This is a genomic window from Flavobacterium kochi (assembly GCF_048286715.1).
GTDB lineage: Bacteria > Bacteroidota > Bacteroidia > Flavobacteriales > Flavobacteriaceae > Flavobacterium.
Genome location: NZ_JBLVPW010000008.1, coordinates 176798 through 196013 on the forward strand (window position 1 = coordinate 176798; position 19216 = coordinate 196013).

9 protein-coding genes are annotated in these 19216 nt (G+C 40.8%); 2 read left to right on the forward strand and 7 right to left on the reverse strand.

The features are described 5' to 3' along the window. Positions 1-22 precede the first annotated feature (22 nt). From ACNQGH_RS09500 to ACNQGH_RS09520, 5 genes are all read right to left on the reverse strand, one after another. Entirely contained in the window at positions 23-856 is an 834-nt protein-coding gene (locus ACNQGH_RS09500; RefSeq protein WP_417955761.1) for a GIN domain-containing protein, read from the reverse strand. 85 nt (positions 857-941) lie between these two features. After that, positions 942-1682 carry a head GIN domain-containing protein gene (locus tag ACNQGH_RS09505; protein WP_417955762.1) on the reverse strand — a complete coding sequence of 247 codons (741 nt, stop codon included), beginning with the start codon at positions 1680-1682 and terminating at the stop codon, positions 942-944. A 2-nt stretch (positions 1683-1684) separates the two neighbouring features. Beyond that, positions 1685-3421 carry a PspC domain-containing protein gene (locus ACNQGH_RS09510; protein WP_417955763.1) on the reverse strand — a complete coding sequence of 579 codons (1737 nt, stop codon included), beginning with the start codon at positions 3419-3421 and terminating at the stop codon, positions 1685-1687. Between the two features lie 2 nt (positions 3422-3423). Further along, the gene (locus ACNQGH_RS09515) at positions 3424-3756 is read right to left on the reverse strand and encodes a PadR family transcriptional regulator (protein WP_039110051.1); all 333 of its coding nucleotides are present in this window, start codon (positions 3754-3756) and stop codon (positions 3424-3426) included. A gap of 162 nt (positions 3757-3918) precedes the next feature. Beyond that, on the reverse strand, positions 3919-4374 hold the full coding sequence (locus ACNQGH_RS09520; RefSeq protein ID WP_417955764.1) for a DUF4870 domain-containing protein: 456 nt from the start codon (positions 4372-4374) through the stop codon (positions 3919-3921). A 152-nt stretch (positions 4375-4526) separates the two neighbouring features. On the opposite strand from ACNQGH_RS09520, the gene ACNQGH_RS09525 reads away from it, so the two are divergent. Together ACNQGH_RS09525 and ACNQGH_RS09530 are read left to right on the forward strand one after the other, a co-directional pair. Next, positions 4527-4979 carry a DUF4442 domain-containing protein gene (locus ACNQGH_RS09525; RefSeq protein ID WP_417955765.1) on the forward strand — a complete coding sequence of 151 codons (453 nt, stop codon included), beginning with the start codon at positions 4527-4529 and terminating at the stop codon, positions 4977-4979. A gap of 433 nt (positions 4980-5412) precedes the next feature. Further along, complete coding sequence (locus ACNQGH_RS09530) at positions 5413-5682, forward strand: hypothetical protein (RefSeq protein WP_417955767.1); 270 nt, start codon at positions 5413-5415, stop codon at positions 5680-5682. 525 nt (positions 5683-6207) lie between these two features. Here the strand turns inward: ACNQGH_RS09530 and ACNQGH_RS09535 are convergent. Together ACNQGH_RS09535 and ACNQGH_RS09540 are read right to left on the reverse strand one after the other, a co-directional pair. Then, positions 6208-6396, reverse strand: coding sequence for a hypothetical protein (locus ACNQGH_RS09535; protein WP_417955769.1), 189 nt, complete (start codon positions 6394-6396; stop codon positions 6208-6210). A gap of 121 nt (positions 6397-6517) precedes the next feature. After that, positions 6518-18889 carry a PKD-like domain-containing protein gene (locus tag ACNQGH_RS09540; RefSeq protein WP_417955771.1) on the reverse strand — a complete coding sequence of 4124 codons (12372 nt, stop codon included), beginning with the start codon at positions 18887-18889 and terminating at the stop codon, positions 6518-6520. Between the last annotated feature and the right edge of the window lie 327 nt (positions 18890-19216).

A 19216-nucleotide genomic window follows, 5' to 3' on the forward strand; every position in this document is an offset into this window, starting at 1 on the left:
CTTTTTTTTTGGAGCTATTTTTCTATTTTAATTTCTTTATCAATTTGGCTTCATCGGCAAATTGTCGGATTTCTATTTTTGGTGTTCCCAAAAGCTGCACCTCTGATTGATCGGCGGCGTCAATAATAACGGTTGCCGTTGCGTTTAGACTGCAGGTGGAATAACTTTCTGTAGTGATATCAGCGTTTTCTACAGTCAGTTTGTTTGCTGTCAGCGTGGCGTTATTATCCAGTCGTATAAGGGCATTGGTTGCGTCTCCCTCTATAGTTGCCTCTGATTTTTGGTACAGGTCAACTTTCAAATCAATAGCGGTAACCAGTGCTTTCAGCGCTGCATTTTTACTCAATTCCACAATCGTCTTTTCTGATTTTAAATTCAGTTCTGTTTTCGATTTGTCATCAGCCTGTAATAGGAACTTTTTGGCACTAACATTTAAATAGAGTTGGGAAAAATCATGTGCCTTAATGGTTAAAGTGTCCAATTGGATTTCTTGTATCGCGTTTACAGTGGCTTCATTTTTTGAAGTTATCAAATTTAAATCTTGGGTATAGGTAACCCTCACAAGTAACTTTTTGTAACTCACCGCTTCTTTAGTGGTGTAAATACGGAGTATACTGTCTCTTAAATCGAATGAAATGATATCCTGTAAATTGTCATCCGCTTCAATTTTTAGCTCCGTTTTTTCTCCTCTTTCCAAATGAACTTCGAGATTGTCTTCTACTTCAAGCGCTTCAAAATTACCAACTTCTCTTTGCTCGACGGTAACCGTTCTTGATCCTTTTATTTTATCTTTTTTCTGAGCCAGTGTCAATGTGCTTGATAAAAGGAGTACGAGTATGACAGTATATTTTTTCATTTTCGGTTGGATTAGGTATATACAAATATAAAAAAATCATCCACTTTGATGGATGATTTAGCTGTTTTTTAATCGATAGGAATTCTTATTGCTGATGAACGCTTCCTCCTGAATTCGCTTCTTTTCGAATGGATTTTGGAACGGTGTTGTAACTGACGCTTCCGCCACTTGACGCTGTTGCATCCAGGCTCACAATGGGATGGATATGAACAGAAGCACCACTTGAGGCGCGGGCTTTGATTTCATTTGCCAACAAATCGTTAGCATCTATTGTGCTTCCGCTTGACGCTTTTGTTTCAAGGGTAAGTGCTTTTCCATTGATGGCAATGGTGCTTCCGCTACTGGATTCACAAAAAATGGCATCGGATTCAATATTTAACACTATTGAAGCTGCACTGGAGGCATCCACTCTGATATTTTCACCTTTTATTGTGTTGCTGCTTTTGATTGTAGCAGCACTTGAAGCTTCTAACAGATCAATTACAGGCATCTTTACAGTTATTTTTTTTGATTTTATATTCTTGAAAGAATGGTAATCACAAGCAATAATAAGTTTGCCGTTTTCCACTTTTGTAGTGATTTCTTTTTGCAGATTGTCATCCGCTTCAACAATAATTTCTGTTTTGTCTGATTGCTCAATAACAAGCTCTAGTGCATTGCTGACTGCAACGCTTTTAAAATCGCCTTGCACTATTCGCTTTTCAGTTGTGACATGGCCACTTCCTTCTATTGATTTCATATTGATCATGTGATTGCATGATGCGAATAAAAGGGCCGTCAAAGTGACAATAATGAATTTTGTGATTAATGTGATGAGTTTTATCATGACTACTTGGTTTTAATGATAATGCCGTCTTTATTAATTTTTAATTCCTGAATGTTATTTTTTGAATTAATGATTGTGTCATTTTTTACCGAAACCCCGTTTTTATTAATAATGACAGAGGTCTGAGTGCTATCGTTATCCGTATCATTGTCTGCATCATCGTATTCATTTTCATCAGCAGGACAATTTAAACATTTTATCTGAGAGTTTTCCACTTTGTAAATGTAATTGTCTGAGCTGTAGTGTAAATTGAAGAATGAATCATCAGATCTGTCATAATCCTGAATGGAGGAATCGGGTTTCAATAAAGTTCCTTCCGGTAAATATAAAAAGATTTCCACTTCCTGATCACGGAATTTATTGCTCACTTCGGTCAATAAATAATTGTCTAAAATCAAATGATTTCCTTCAATTTTAATCGTGTATTTTATTTTTTCAGCTCTTTTTTTGGCATCCTGAAATGATTTTCCTCTTGCCATCTTCTCAATCTGGATGAATGGTAATTTTTCGTCCGTATGTAAAATTTGCAATCTTACATTATTGGAATAAATCAGTTGAGCATTTGCAGAGTCTTGCACAAATTTGAAGTTTTCCCTGTCATTAATGCTTTTAGTATAATAATCATTGTATCTGAATTTTACATACAAGGTATCAGTCGGCAGCATACTGATGGTTTCTTTTTGAACTGTTTTTCCTTCGTAAGCCACTTCTGATGCCTGTTTTATGCCAATTGATATCAGGATTGCAATGGCAATTATCCAAAGTGCCAATAGCGTATATTTTGCAATATTTCCTATTGACTTCATCGTTGGAGACAATAATTTGAAGCCTAAAAGGGTTAGGAAAAAGAACGGAATTCCAACTGCAAAGAACATTAATAATCCAAAAGACCAAATAGGATAATCAGTAAAATTTCCTGCTTCAATAAAACTTTGCCAAGGCACATTAATAAAATTCGATGAGCCTAAGGTAAAAACAGCAATCAGCAGACATACTAAAGTTGCTATTCCGGTGATAATCAAAATCACACCCAGGAATTTTGCAAAAATCTTGAAAACAGTTACAATAAAATCACCAAGTGAGTTTCCCAGTTTATTGGCACCCGTTTTTATTTGATTGCCATATTTGTCGTAATCAACATTTTTTATTTTTCCTGAAACGCTTTCAAACTCTTCTCTAACTTTTTTTTCGATATTTGAAATGTTAACCGGCTCCCCTGTCATTTCTAGTTTTTCTGAGGTTGTAATGGCTTCTGGTGTTACAACCCAAAGGATAATGTAAGCAAGAATACCTGTTCCAAATCCTGCAAAAACCAATAAAATTAAAATAATTCTGATCCAGACAGCATCGATTCCAAAATAGTGACCTAATCCTGCGGCAACTCCGCCGATCATACCTTTTTCTTTATCTCGGTACAGTTTTTTTGTTCTTCTGTTGGTGTTGTCGCTGTAAGGTTGAGACGTTTTTAATTCATCTTCAATGATATAATCTTCAGGCTGTCCCATTACGGCAATCACCTCATCTACATCTTTTAATCCCACAACATGTTTGTCGCTTTTTTGTTTTTCATTCAATAATTCCGAAACACGCATTTCGATATCTTTTATGATCTCATCATGCCCTGATGAATTATTTAAAGAGCGTTTAATGGCATCAAAGTATCGGGTCAGTTTTTGGTATGCATCTTCATCTATATGAAAGAACATTCCGCCTAGGTTTATATTTACAGTTTTGTTCATGACTATTGTTTTTGGTTGGTTATAAGGTTTACGGCATCGGATAATTCAGTCCAGGTGCCACTAAGTTCATTTAAAAATGTTTGTCCTATTTCGGTGAGACCATAATATTTTCTTGGTGGTCCTGAGGTGGATTCTTCCCAACGGTAGTTGAGCAATCCGTCATTTTTCAATCGGGTAAGCAATGGATAAATGGTTCCCTCCACCACTAACAATTTTGCGTTTTTCAAAGTGTCCAATATTTCCGATGTGTAGGCATCTTTTTCTTTTAATACAGATAGGATGCAAAACTCGAGAACACCTTTACGCATCTGGGCTTTTGTGTTTTCAATGTTCATAATTTCTTTTTTTTGATTTTTGGTTGATTAAACTATTCATTTTTTGATTGATGATTGATGATTTTTTTTTTGGAGTTCTTTATTTTGGCAGTTCCCTTTGGCTAGTGTCCTGCTTTTTTTATTTCACTTTATACTTCTATTTTATTTTAATCTGTTTTTTTTCTACTTGATGAAAGGAATCGTGATGGGGTAACTGTATTTTTCACCATTTGATGTCTTTATGGCAGCATAAATAATTAAAAAGAATTCTGCTATTTTCAAAAGGCCAAAAAGTAATACAGCAACTAAACCGACTGTTAACAGTCCGATGTTGCCTTCAAAGCTAAAATTTCTTAAAACAATATCGTGATCATTTATCAAAGCTTCAAAAGGTATATTCTTAAAGAAAGTAATTAGAAATGTTGGTACAGCTATCATAATTAATATTAAAGAATAGAGCAATAAACTCAATTGGAAATTCAACACTTGTTTTCCATTATAATCCACAAATTCCGATGTGTCTTTTTTTGAAGACCAAATCAATATTGGGAAAATGTAATTTCCAAAAGGAATGAAATATTGAGTTAAGCAGCTCAAATGAGTAAATGTTGCGGTGTTTTTTTCAGTAGTTGTTTCCATGATTAAAAGTATATAGTAATTTCTTATGCAAATATATGGCTAAAAGATAGTATCTTGTTTCGCATAGTACCAAATATTAACATAATATTAACAAAGTATTTTAATATGTACGCATAGTATTTTTTTGTATTTTAGCAAAAAAACCAGCAATAATGAAACTTACCGTATCAAAACTTAATAGATTTCTATTGTTCAAATTGCCATCAGCATTTATCTGCGGTGTACGCGTAAAAGCGATAGATGAGCGTAAATGCGTAGTGTCTGTAAAGCACCGCTGGATCAATCAAAATCCTTTTCATTCCATGTATTTTGCCGTACAAGCGATGGCTGCTGAGCTTTCTACAGGAGCTTTGGTCATGTATCAAATTCAAAAAAGCGAAAAAAAAATATCGATGTTAGTGGCTAATAATAAAGGGAATTTCACAAAGAAAGCGACTGGAAGAATCACTTTTACCTGTAATGATGGCCATTTAATAGCAAAAGCCATTGAAGAAACTATTGCCAGTGGAGCAGGGCATACCTTCTGGATGAAATCTATTGGAACGGATGAAAAAGGAATCCAGGTTTCCGAAATGGATTTTGAATGGAGTGTAAAAGCTAAATAAAAAAGGTAGTTATGAAAATAGAAAAGGACATGCTGCTGTTCCCCTAGCATGGCTTTACGATTAGAGAAAGTATTTCAAGGAACTGCAAGCCTTTACTTAACTTGCAAAGGTCTTATAATCTGGCAAAAGCAAAAGAAGATTTTTTAAAGAACACACCGGATTTAAAAAGATACGAGATGGCATAGAAAATTTATCTTATGTAAAATCATTTCGGATTAATATCAAGCTCTTAAAATATTAATTTTATTTTTGGTTAATATTGTATAAATTTGTATTTTATATTAAATAATAGCAATTTTAAAATGTTTAGCAAATTCCGGTTCCGGAAATATTTAAAATTTGATAATGAATAGCGGGATGAATTTTTAGATAAAAAGTGTTTTTTAATAGAACCTAAAGGAATTAATAATACTTTTAAAAAGAAGAATGCATCATGAGTACAGTAAATCTAAATTTATACAATTTTTTAAAAACTGAATTTAAACTATCTGATGCTAAAGCAAAAGAATTTGCAGAGGCAATAAAAGAAGAAGTTCAAAACGATATTAAATACGAAAACTCCGATTTTAAGAGTTCTGTTAGAGAAGATTTTTTAAAGCTCGAACTAAAAATGGAACAAAATAAATCTGAACTTTTAAAATGGTTTATGGGTATGTTTTTTGCTTTGTCTTTAATGATTATAGGACTTTATTTAAAAAATTAAGAATGCCGGCGTTCCCCAAAATGCTGGCTTTAAGTTTCAGGTCATCTAAAAATTTATTAATTTTCTGTTTCAAAAAAGAGCCTGGTTGCTTTTTTTATGAAAATTTCAGCCGTTTTTTTTGACTTTTCTCTGCAATCCTTCGCGCTTAAAACGGTTGTATTCCGAGAACAACTTTTTCTTTTTTGGAATAGCTAAAAAGCTATTTCCCGTCGCCGAACGTATCCCACCCCAAATGCAAGGAGCAATAGCAATTTTGCAGTCAACTTAAAATGAACTCAAATTAATATGTGAAATGCAAGCTACGCGTGCAGTGCGCAGCATGGGACCGATGTAAGTCAAAAATCAATGATAGAACCTAAAATAAAAAACAGTTGCAAAAGAAAAACGCTTATAATGGATCTTTAAAATCCTGTTACAAGCGTTTTTTTATTGTCTAAAAAACGAAGCTAATAAAACAAGCAATGTTTTTCAGTGGCCTCCTCAAAAGCCGTTTGCTTTACTAAGAATAGAATAGTTATACTTTTGTTAGCATTTTTTTCCACTTCCTTTTTTGCATTTTTCTACATCTGCTGCACTCATCTCTTTTGATTTGGAATCTTTTTTAGCACAACACGATTCTTTTTTAGCTTTTTCCTTTGCAACTGGTTTTGCTTCTTGCGCGACAGCACTAATTGTAAATAAAAGTACGGCTAAAAGGGGGGCTATTTTTTTCATTTTTATATAATTAGTTGTTCTTGTATTTGAATTCATTATCCAAATATAAAAAGAATAATTAAATATCACTTTTAAATTGATGATTACTTTACAACTTACATCAGCAGCAGCTGTGGGATTTTTATCTGATAATTATTTTTTTGCTATACGTTCCTTTTGAAGTTTTTAGCATAACAATATAAACCCCTGAACTTAGATTCTTGATTGGAATTTGAATTCTGGTTTGTTCCCTATTTTCAACGTCCCATTTGGAAAGGTCCTGTCCTGACAGATTGAAGAGATGCACTTCTTTTACTGTGGTGTCAAGCAGTTTGTTTTGGATAATTAAAACCTTATAGTTGTTGGAATACAAAACAAGAATGCCATTTGCAGTATTCTCATCAACACCAAGCGTTCTATCGGTGAATTGTAACGAGAAACGGGTTTTGTACTCCCCTGCGGCTAACGCAATTTTAAAATCAGTATTCTTAATGTTATGATAGATTGCCGTTGCATTGTCATATAAATAAATGTCGGTAGTTTCAGGGATGTTTTCTAGCGCATCAATTTTGATGGTAGTCAATCCTTCATTTGCGATTCTAAGTCCGAATGGTATTATTCGATCGATATTAAAATCTGGAATTGCCTGAATGATAAACTTGCTGTTACTCAATTCCCAATAGAAATTATCCCCTTCCATTGCTAACATAGGTGCTTCGTAACCAATGTCAAATTCATTAGTAGCATGGCTGTCAACTCCTACTAATAGTTGTCGGTGGGCACCCATTGGAGGAGTATAACCTAATCTGATTTTTGACCTTGTTTCCGGTTTTTCTTGTGTGGTGGTTTTAGTTCCGGCAGTTTTCATAAAAACGGAACTCGCAGCAGTTTCTCGGACGAATGCGCGTTGACTGTTTTTGAACTTGAGCGTCCCGCCCTGAACGGTTGCAGTTGTCCCGGCTAGAGTAGGGTCTAATGCGTTATCCACAAGGAAAGCTTGTGCCACGGGTATGTATTGTCCTGGTGTTTTTGATCCGGTTGAACCATCATTTACAGTTAAAGGATTGTCTGCAACGGCCTTTAGTCCACCCATTAAAGTATAAGTAGCATAACCACCCTGATATTCCGCCAACAGATGATTGTTTGACAGGCCAAAATGATCCCAATAATAAAGTGCTCCATTAAATACATTGACACCGGCTCTGCCTGCCAAATTATCTAAAATAAATTCATTGGCATCAATCGCTGATGGGTAAGGATTTCCAACTAAATAGGTTTGGTCTGGTACGCTTAGATTCAACGAAATAGTTCCGGAATTAGGTTTTCCAACAAAAACGTAGTTTTGAAGCGCATCGACTGCGGCCGGTCCACCAGTTCCTTTCATGGTAAATCCTTCTCCTACTTTTAAAGTCCCTGTGCTGCCTATATAGTTCCATTGAAAATAATCCTGCAATTCCGTATTGGAGTCGGGTGTTGGGGAATTATAGGACCATATCCATCGGTTACTTATTTTTATAGGAATTTCCAATGGACCATCAGCATAAAATGCACCATCGCCAAAATTTATGGCAAGTGGACTAAATGGACTTGTGGTGACATCAGTTCCGTCTCTTAAAACACCGCCGACGGAGTAATTAATATTATTTGCACTTACAGGAGACGACCAGTAATTGTAATTGAAACTGTTTTTTTGACCTTGTTGGTCTCTTAATAATTTTCCTGAACCGGCAGTTGGATTTGGTGCCGTTCCGGCCTGAATTAACTGAGCCTCGCCAGTTAAACGGAGATCACCGCTTAGCAGGGATACGGCATTAGAAACGGTTAGTTCAAAGCCATCAACCACACTTATTCCTTTGGCTGTTCCTGAATTATTGGTGGTTAAATTATAAAAAGTTTCATTGGTCTTGATACCAAGATTCACCGTTTGGACTTGATTTGCTCCTGCGCCATTAAAGGTTACTGTTCCAATTCCGGGAGTAAAAACGCCGCTGTTTTTCCAGTCGCGACTAATTTGCAAATCTGAAACACCAATGGCTGCCATACTGACCGAAGCTCCTCCGGCAATCAGTATATCTTGGGCGCTGGCAATATTGCTGTATACTGCCGCAAAAGGAGAGTTTGCGGGATCTATTAATGGCATATTTGGTTTGCCGGCATTAATGACGGCATTTATGGTACTTGAAGGTAATCCTTGTTCCCAGTTTTTACAATCAAACCAATCTCTGCTTACCAGGCCTGTCCATATACCTTCTGTTCCGGTTAAAACGGTAACTGTTGGGGCTCCGGTGAGATCTGTTGGTTTTGCGATACAGTTAGCGTCACTCAATGCGGTGACAGTAAATGTTTTATTTACCGTTATGTTTGGAACGGTTAATATAAAAGGATTTGAATTGATATTGTTTACAGTTGTCGTTGTGGAACCATTGCTGTACGTTAGGTTCCACGGAGCGGTTCCCGTTAATGCAATACTAAAAGTAGCCGTACCATTATAACAGATCGTTTGTGACGGCCCTATGTTTGCTGTAGGTCTGGGATTTACTGCTATGGTTACTGTTTTTGCTGTTCCCGCACACCCGTTAGAAGTGGGTGTAATGGTATAAACAGCAGTTCCTGAAGTAGCGCCTGTTGTTGTTAATTTTTGTGCAATGGTATTTAAGGTACCTGGGCTTGCCCCTGACACTCCGGTCTGAACTACAGTCCATGCAAATGTTGTTCCCGGTTCACTGCTGGTAAGTGGAATATTAGTAGTGTCATCTGAGCAAATTATCCCCGGAGGAGCAGTTACTATAGGTCTTTGATTTACTGTTACTGTCACATAAGTAGTTCCATTAGGCCCAAAACTAGTGCAACCATTAAGATAGGATGTCACTGCATAGGTGGTTGTTACAGTTGGCGATACAGTTGCATTGGTTGCATTGGTATTGCTGATGATAGTATTTGTTCTGGTGTCAACCCATTGCGAGGTTAGCACCCCTATAGGGGCCTCTGGGATTTGAATGTTATCTATTGCCCACGAACTCCCTACTGTACCCTGGTAATTAAATCGTATTTTTAAGTTGGTTTGTCCCAAAAAGGCACTTAAATCGATATTCATATTAGTAGTGATAGTATAGGGAAGTTGAGTGCCCGGCCCATTATATTGGGCTAAAATAGTATTGTATGTGGCGCCGCCATCTATAGAAATTTCAACTTTTGCGGATGCACCGGCTAATAAATTATAGGCATGATCAAAATGTAAACTTGCGGATGTTAACCCTAATGTATTAAAAACAGGTGTTTGCAATATGGAGTTGAAATTACCATTGGCAATGACAAATTTTCCAGAGGAGGTATAATTTATGCCGGAATAAGTACCTCCGTTTGTAGCACTTTCCTGAAATGGACCTGGATTTGTATTACTACCACCAGCAGACAGACAATTTCCGCAGCCATCTACCAACCAGTCTTTTGGATTGGCAGTGTCAAAAGCACCTCCGGAGGTTAAACTTTGACTCGTCGCGTAACCGCTTTGTGAAGACAGAACTGTTGAATCGCCGTTGCATATTGTGGAAGGCGTAGCACTTACCGGTGAAGGTTTGATATTTGGAATTACGTTTATAATTGCTGTGGAGGAATAGGCCAGCGTACATAATGCGTTTTGGATAACGGCTCTAAATAGTGTAGTGGCCAAAATATTGGTGTAATCGTATGTTATGCCAATATTTGCAATTGGAATCCAACTAGCTCCTCCTGTGGTTGAAGATTCCCATCGTACGATAGTCCCGGTGTACCCACTCAAGTATATTGTTCCGCTGGCAGAGTGACATACCGTAACGATTCTGACAACGGGTACGATATTGGGTTGAGAAACGGTAACTGCGCCTCCTGCTGAAGCTGCTTCAATACTAACCGTTGCAGTTACTGGTGTTCCGGTACAACCATTTGCCGTTGGTGTAATGGTAAAAGTTACCGTTACAGCTGCATTGGTTGTGTTCGTCAAAGATCCGCTGATGTTTGCACTTCCGCTGGAAGCTATTCCAGTTACCGCTACTGTATTATCTCTGGTCCAGTTAAAAGTAGTTGCAGCAACGCTTCCTGATAAAACTATTGTTGTAATTGCGCTAGCGGAACAGATCGTTTGTGTCGCCGGAGTTGCAACTGCATTAGGAACTGGATTCACCAAAACAGTTGCTGTTATTGATGTTCCTGAACATCCATTAACTATAGGGGTAATGGTGAACGTTACGGTTACCGGTGCACTGGTGGTATTGGTTAAGCTTCCGCTAATGTCTCCGCTTCCGCTATTTGGTATTCCCGTTACGGTTCCCGTATTGTTTCTGGTCCAATTGTAAGTCGTTGCAGGTACATTTCCAGATAAAACCATTGTTGTAATGGTACTTGCAGAACAAATGGTTTGAGCTGCATTTGTTGCCACTGCATTTGGTTTTGGATTAACGAGAACTGTTGCTGTTATTGGCGTTCCTGAACATCCATTAGCTACAGGAGTAATGGTGAACGTTACGGTTACAGGTGCATTAGTAGTGTTTGTTAAGCTTCCGCTGATGTTTACGGTTCCGCTGGCTGCAATTCCGGTTACCGCTACTGTATTGTCTCTGGTCCAATTGTACGTAGTTGCTGCTACATTTCCGGAAAGGACCATTGTTGTAATGGCGGTTGCGGAACAAATGGTTTGAGCAGCATTTGTGGCCACTGCATTTGGTGTTGGATTGACCAGCACTGTTGCTGTTATTGGTGTTCCATTGCAACCATTAGCCGCAGGTGTGATTGTAAATGTTACCGTTACAGCTGCATTAGTAGTGTTCGTTAAGCTTCCGCTAATGTTTCCACTTCCATTGGCTGCAATTCCGGTTACCGCTACCGTATTGTCTCTGGTCCAATTATACGTAGTTGCTGCCACATTTCCAGATAAAGCCATCGTTGTAATGGCGCTTGCTGAACAAATGGTTTGAGCAGCATTGGTGGCCACTGCATTTGGCATTGGATTAACGAGCACTGTTGCTGTTATCGGCGTTCCATTGCAACCATTAGCCGTAGGAGTGATTGTGAAAGTCACCGTTACGGGTGCATTAGTTGTATTCGTTAAACTTCCGCTAATGTTTCCGTTGCTGCTGGCCGGAATTCCGGTTACGGCCACTGTATTGTCTCTGGTCCAATTATAAGTAGTTGCTGCCACATTTCCGGAAAGAGCCATTGTTGTAATGGCAGTTGCTGAACAAATGGTTTGAGCAGCATTGGTGGCCACTGCATTTGGTGTAGGATTTACCAGCACGGTCGCGCTTATCGGTGTTCCATTGCAACCGTTGGCCGTTGGTGTGATTGTAAATGTCACCGTTACAGGAGCATTAGTAGTGTTGGTTAAGCTTCCGCTGATGTTTCCGGCTCCGCTGGCCGCAATTCCGGTAACGGCTGCTGTATTGTCTCTGGTCCAATTATAAGTGGTTGAAGCAACACTTCCAGATAAAACTATTGTTGTAATTGCACCAGCTGAGCATATCGTTTGTGACGCTGGGGCTGCAATCGCGTTAGGAGTTGGATTTACTAAAATCGTTGCTGTTATTGACGTTCCGGTGCATCCATTGACTGTAGGGGTAACGGTGAAAGTTACGGTTACTGGTGCACTGGTAGTATTTGTTAGGCTTCCACTGATGTTTCCGGTTCCGCTGGCTGCAATTCCGGTTACCGCGACTGTATTATCTCTAGTCCAGTTAAAAATTGTTGCAGCTACATTTCCTGAAAGAACCATCGTTGTAATGGCACTAGCTGAACAGATTGTTTGCGTAGTATTTGTGGCTATAGCATTTGGCGTAGGATTTACCTGAACTGTTGCTGTTATTTTACAACCATTACTATTGGTATACGTTATTAGCGTTGTACCGGCACTAATACCGGCTACCAAACCAGTAGTGCTGATAGTGGCTACTGCCGTATTGGAAGATACCCAAGGAGTAACCGCAGCCGGCGATGCTGAACCGCTCAATTGGGTTGTCGCTCCTTCACATACAGTGAGTGTGCCGCTAATTGTCGGTAGCGGATTAACAGTTAAAGCTGCAATGGCAGATTGTACCGATGAACAAGTATACCCTGCAGGACCTGAAATCAAAACATCGTAATTTGCCGCATCTGCCGCTGTACTATTATTTATGGTTAATGTAGAAGATGTCGTGGTAGAAGTTGCTCCACCAATATTTGTCCCGTTTTTTCTCCATTGAAAAGACAAAGGATCACCATTTGCATCTGCCACCACCGTAAATGTCACATTGGAACCGCTGCAAACTGTTTGTGAAGCCGGTTGGGTAGATACAATAATGGCCTGGTCTACATTTAATGTTCGTTGTGCAGAGGTAACCTGTGCGCAGGGTGAGGCTCCACTAACGATTACATAGTAGTTGCCATCATCGGTTAAGCTTGCCTGATTAAAATGCAGGTTTGCTAATTGCGCTCCCGATATATTGGCTGAATTAGCCACTGGCGTACCAGTAGGAACAGTGCCTTTATACCACTGATAGGTTAAACCGTCACCGATGGCAACGACGTTTAAATCAGCAGGGAAACTGGCACATATACTGGTGTTTGAAGGTTGCGTTGTAATTACGACAGCTTTCTTAATCGTTAGAAGGATAGCTGCGTTTATGGATGGACAGGGACCAATCGGATCATTAGTGGTATATGTTAACGTAACGGTACCGGCACTAATATCTGCCGCACTTGGTGTGTAAATTGCCGTTGGTGTATTGTTATTAAAGGTGCCATTTCCGCTTGTACTCCAAGTGGCTGAGGTAGCACTTCCTCCAAATGAACCAGCCATCAAAGCGGTTGTATTGGAACAGATAGTTAATGGTACACCAGCACTAACTGTAGCGGAAGGGCTTATGGTAATCGTCATTTGGTCTGATATGCTGGGACACGGACCTGCAGGGTCATTGGTTGTTAATGTTAAAGTAACCGTACCTGCGGTTATTTCTCCGACGGTTGGTGTATAGGTTGCATTAAGGCTTGTGTTATTCGGACTGAAAGTTCCCGCACCGCCACTCCAGCTTCCTGATGTAGCAGCTCCGCTTACAGTACCAGCAAGAGTAGTTGTAGGGCTGGAAGCACATACAGTCTGATCTACATTGGCATTGGCAACAGCGGAAGGGTTAATGGTAATTACCATTTGATCGGCTGCTGTCGGGCATGGACCAGCTGGGTCATTAGTCGTTAGTGTCAAGGTTACGGTACCTGCAGTTATTTCTGCAGCGGTGGGGGTATAGGTTGCATTTAGTGTTGTGTTATTCGGATTGAATGTTCCGGATCCTCCACTCCAGGTTCCTGATGTTGCCGCTCCGCTGATAGCCCCGGCAAGAGTAACAACGGGACTGGAAGCGCAAACGGTCTGATCAACGTTGGCATTGGCAACAGCGGAAGGGTTAATAGTAATTACCATTTGATCTGATGTGGCAAGGCATGGACCAGCCGGATCATTAGTTGTTAATGTTAAGGATACGGTACCGGCGGTTATTTCTGCAGCCGTTGGCGTATATACTGCATTAAGCGTTGTGGTATTTGGATTGAATGTTCCCGCACCCCCGCTCCAGGTTCCTGATGCGGCAGCTCCACTTAGAGCACCGGCAAGGGTAACATTGGGACTGGAAGCACATACTGTCTGGTCTGCGTTGGCATTGGCGACAGCTGAAGGATTAATCGTAATCACCATTTGATCTGATGCTGTCGGGCAGGGACCAGCCGGGTCATTAGTCGTTAGTGTCAAGGTTACGGTACCTGCGGTTATTTCAGCTGCGGTTGGTGTATAGGTTGCATTGAGTGTTGTGTTATTCGGATTGAATGTTCCGGTTCCTCCATTCCAGGTTCCTGATGTTGCCGCTCCACTGACTGAACCGGCAAGAATAACATTGGGACTGGAAGCACATACAGTCTGATCCGCGCTGGCATTGGCAATAGCGGAAGGATTAATCGTAACCACCATTTGATCGGATGTGGCAGGGCATGGACCTGCCGGATCATTAGTTGTTAATGTTAAAGTTACCGTGCCTGCTGTTATTTCTCCGGCGGTTGGTGTATATACCGCACCAAGCGTTGTGTTATTTGGATTGAATGTTCCCGCACCCCCGCTCCAGGTTCCTGATGCAGCAGCTCCACTTAGAGCACCCGCAAGGGTAACGGCAGCACTGGAAGCACACACCGTTTGATCTGCGTTGGCATTGGCAACAGCGGATGGGTTAATCGTGATCACCATTTGATCTGATGCGGTCGGGCAAGGACCAGCAGGATCATTAGTCGTTAGTGTCAGGGTTACTGTACCGGCGGTTATTTCACCTGCGTTTGGTGTATAGATTGCATTGAGCGTTGTATTATTAGGATTGAATGTTCCGGCTCCTCCACTCCAGGTTGCTGATGTTGCCGCTCCACTTATGGAACCGGCAAGAGTAACATTAGGGCTAGAAGCACAAACAGTCTGATCCGCGTTGGCATTAACAGTTGCTGGTGGATTAACCGTTATTGTTGCTGTTCCTGAAATAACGACACTGCAAGAAGGGGCTGTTGGATACGCTACACTTACCAAATTATAGGTTGTATTGGCAGCTAATGCCCCAGTATTTAAAGTTCCGATCCCTGTCCCATCAATCGAAATGGTTTGATTCGCTCCGGCTCCTATCTTGTAGGTAACCGTCGTATTCGGTGTTGCAGTAAATGTTATCGTAGTTGATGATCCCGAGCAGATTGTTGTGGTGCCTGCAATAGTAGCTGTAGGTGTTGGTCTAATGGTAATTACCATCTGATCAGTTACTGCTGCACAAGATCCTGATGGATCATCAGATGCAATGGTTAATGTTACGGTTCCGGCCGCTATTGCGGCTGCTCCGGGAGTATAAACGGCATTCCATTTATTGGCATTAGGAGAAAAAGAACCTCCATTAGAGGAAGACCAAGTCACGTTGTTGTTTCCCGTTGCTCCGCCTGTTGTTGGTGAAAGTGAAACGTCGGGCGATGCAGCGCAAACGACGTGATCGACCCCTGCATCGACAAAAGCAAAATTACCAACGGTTACGACTAAATTGGCACTAGCTGCGCTTGAACCGCAGGCATTATTTGCCTTTACTGATATGTTACCACTAACTGCAGAAGCTGATGCAGTAACCGTGATAGCATTTGTACCAGATCCGGCAGTAATAATCCAGCCAGTTGGCAAAGTCCAGGTATAATTTGTAGCATTAGCCACTGCGGTAACACTGTATTGCAATCCAGCAACAACAGGGCATATTGATGTAGATTGTGGACTAGTTGGTGCGGCGGGTGCCACCGGTACAGCGGTATTTGTTGTGACAGCAAAAGTTTGCACCCCACTTGTACCACAAGAATTGGTTGCACTTACGGTAATATTTCCACCAACTGCAGCTCCTGATGTTGCAACTGTAATAGAATTTGTATTTATCCCTGCTGTTATACTCCATCCTGAAGGCAAAGTCCATGTGTAAGAAGTAGCATTTGGAACAGCGGTTATGCTGTATACAAGTCCGGCTTTGCTAATACATTGTTCTGCTGAGCCACTTATTACTCCTGGTGTTGCGGGTGTTGCCGGACTTACAATCACAGCCAAAGTCGCAGCTGCACTTGTTCCGCAGCTATTTCCAGCGGTAACAGTAACGTTTCCATTTTGTCCTGCACTACCAGATGTCACGGTTATTGAATTTGTTCCTGTGCCAGCAGTTATGGACCATCCAGCCGGAACTGCCCAAGTATACGTTGTGGCATTAGTTACTGCAGCAATGCTATAGGTCTGACCGGTCAATGCGGGACATTGTGTAACAGTTCCTGTTATTATTCCTGGTGTTGCTGGTGTTGCAGGACTTACCGTTACTGCCAAAGTATTCGCTGCACTCGTTCCACAGCTATTTCCAGCTGTAACGCTGATGTTTCCATTTTGACCAGCACCACCTGATGTTACGGTAATTGAATTTGTTGCTGCACCTGCAGTAATTGACCATCCCGTTGGAACGGTCCAGGTATACGTTGTCGCATTAGGTACTGCAGTGACACTATAGACCTGACTGGCTAGGGCAGGACATTGGGTAACAGTTCCTGTTATTGCTCCGGGTGTTGCCGGTGCTGCCGGAGTTACCGTTACCCCTAAAGTTCTTGCAGCACTTGTTCCGCAACTGTTTTCTGCGGTAACGCTAATGTTTCCATTCTGTCCTGCACTACCGGATGTCACGGTTATTGAATTTGTTCCTGTACCAGCGGTTATGGACCATCCTGTTGGAACTGCCCAGGTATATGTTGTGGCATTGGCTACTGCTGCAATGCTATACGTTAATCCGATAATGCCGGGACAGACGGGGGTTATTCCAGTTATGGCTCCCGGTGTTGCAGGTGTTGCAGGACTTACCGTTACTGCCAAAGTATTCGCTGAACTTGTTCCACAGCTATTTCCAGCTGTAACAGTAATGTTTCCATTTTGACCAGCACTACCCGATGTCACGGTAATAGCGCTTGTTCCTGCGCCAGCTGTGATTGACCATCCCGTTGGAACGATCCAGGTATACGTTGTCGCATTAGGTACTGCAGTGACACTATAGGCCTGACCGGCTAGAGCAGGACATTGGGTAACAGTTCCTGTTATTGCTCCGGGTGTTGCCGGTGCTGCCGGAGTTACCGTTACAGCTAAAGTTCTTGCAGCACTTGTTCCGCAACTGTTTTCAGCGGTAACACTAATGTTTCCATTTTGTCCTGCACTACCGGAAGTCACGGTAATTGAATTCGTTCCTGTGCCAGCAGTTATAGACCATCCCGTTGGAACGGTCCAAGTATACGTTGTGGCATTGGTTACTGCAGCGATACTATAGGTCTGACCGGCTACTGCGGGACATTGTGCAACAGTTCCTGTTATTATTCCGGGTGTTGCGGGTGTTGCCGGACTTACCGTTACAGCCAAAGTGCTTGCTGCGCTTGTTCCGCAACTGTTTCCGGCAGTAACGCTTATGTTTCCATTTTGACCAGCACTACCTGATTTTACTGTAATTGCATCTGTTCCTGCGCCAGCGGTTATGGACCATCCTGTTGGAACGGTCCAGGTGTACGTTGTCGCATTGGTGACCGCAGCAATGCTATAGGCTAATCCGGTAGTACCGGGACATACAGGGGTTGTTCCTGTAATGAATCCCGGTGTTGCGGGTGTTGCGGGGTTTACCGTAATAGTAATTGCATTGCTGGTAGCAGTTATGGGAGATGCACAAGCGGCATTTGATGTGAGTTTTACGGTTACTACATTACCATTAACCAATGATGAAGTAGAAAAATTTGGACTATTGGTTCCAGCATTAAGGCCGTTAACCATCCATTGATAAGAAGGAATACTGCCTCCGTTTATTGGTATGGCAGAAAAATTTACAGTGTTGCCCGGACAAATCGTTGTAGCCGATGAGGAAATACTTATTGATGGCGTCACCATATCATTTACCGTCATCGTAATTATATTGCTGGTAACATTTGCAGGAGAAGGACAGGTAGCATTAGAAGTGAGAACAACGGTCACTTTATCCGTATTTGCTAATAATGACGTAGTAAACATTGGACTATCAGTTCCTGTGTTTATACCGTTTATTTTCCATTGATACACAGGAGTGGTGCCGCCATTAACAGGCGCGGCTGTAAAGGTAACAGACGTGCCCGCACATATATTATTTCCGGGACTTACTCCAATAATCACTGATGGTACTAAAAGTGGATTCACCGTCACCAGGACCGTTGCTGTATTGATACAACCATTTAAATCTGTTACAGTAACCGTATAGGTTCCCGAAGCTGCTGTCGTTACATTATTTATGGATGGATTTTGAGCAGTTGAAGTGAAGCCATTGGGTCCAATCCAGCTATAAGAGGTTCCTCCTGATGCGGTAAGATTTAATGTAGCACCGGAGCAGAGCGGAGTATTGCTTCCTGCTGTTGCTGTTGGCAAAGCGTTAATTACAATGTTTGTGGTTGTACTTGCAAAACAACCATTTGAATCTGTTACAGTCACAGTATACGTTCCCGAAGCCGCTGTCGTTACATTATTTATGGATGGATTTTGAGCGGTTGAACTGAAGCTATTGGGTCCGGTCCAACTGTAAGAGGTTCCTCCTGCTGCAGTAAGATTTAATGTAGCACCGGAGCATTGTGGAGCATTGCTTCCTGCTGTAGGGGTTGGTAAGGGATTAACAGTAACTAGTGCATCGTCAGCATAGGTGATGCTGCAGATTCCATCTGTTGCGATTACAGTATAGGTAGTTGTGGCGAAAGGAGCAACTGAAAAAGTGATGTCGGTACCTGTTGTGCCACTCACTGGACTACCGATTGCTGTAACGCCACTTTGTAGCTGATAGTTCATACCGGTCACGCTGGCGAACAACGTGATTGTAGCATTATCTCCTAAGCATATTATAGGGTCAGATATGATTTTTTCTGTTGTGCAATCTTGCCCAAAACTGCAAAGTGAATTTAAAGACAATAAAATTATAACTAAGTAATTTTTTTTCATGACACCAACATTTTAGAATCAAACGATTAATATTTTTATAAAATGGCATAGAGAAATTTATGCTGTTTTAGAAACAAAAAAATGTTTATTGCAGTGGTATTATTTTCAATGAAAAAGGCATCCGCTTAGTACTGTTTTGGTGCAGTTTTTTATAATTTTTTCACACAAAAAGTAATAAGTAGAATTGTGCTCGGAGTATTGTTTGCTTGCTTTTTATTTTAACGGAATAGGCTTACATATCTTAAAATTAAGTATTTATGATGAGATTGTTTGGAAAAAAAAATTTTTTTCGATGAAAGGATTTTATCCTCCGACCAACTACTTGTT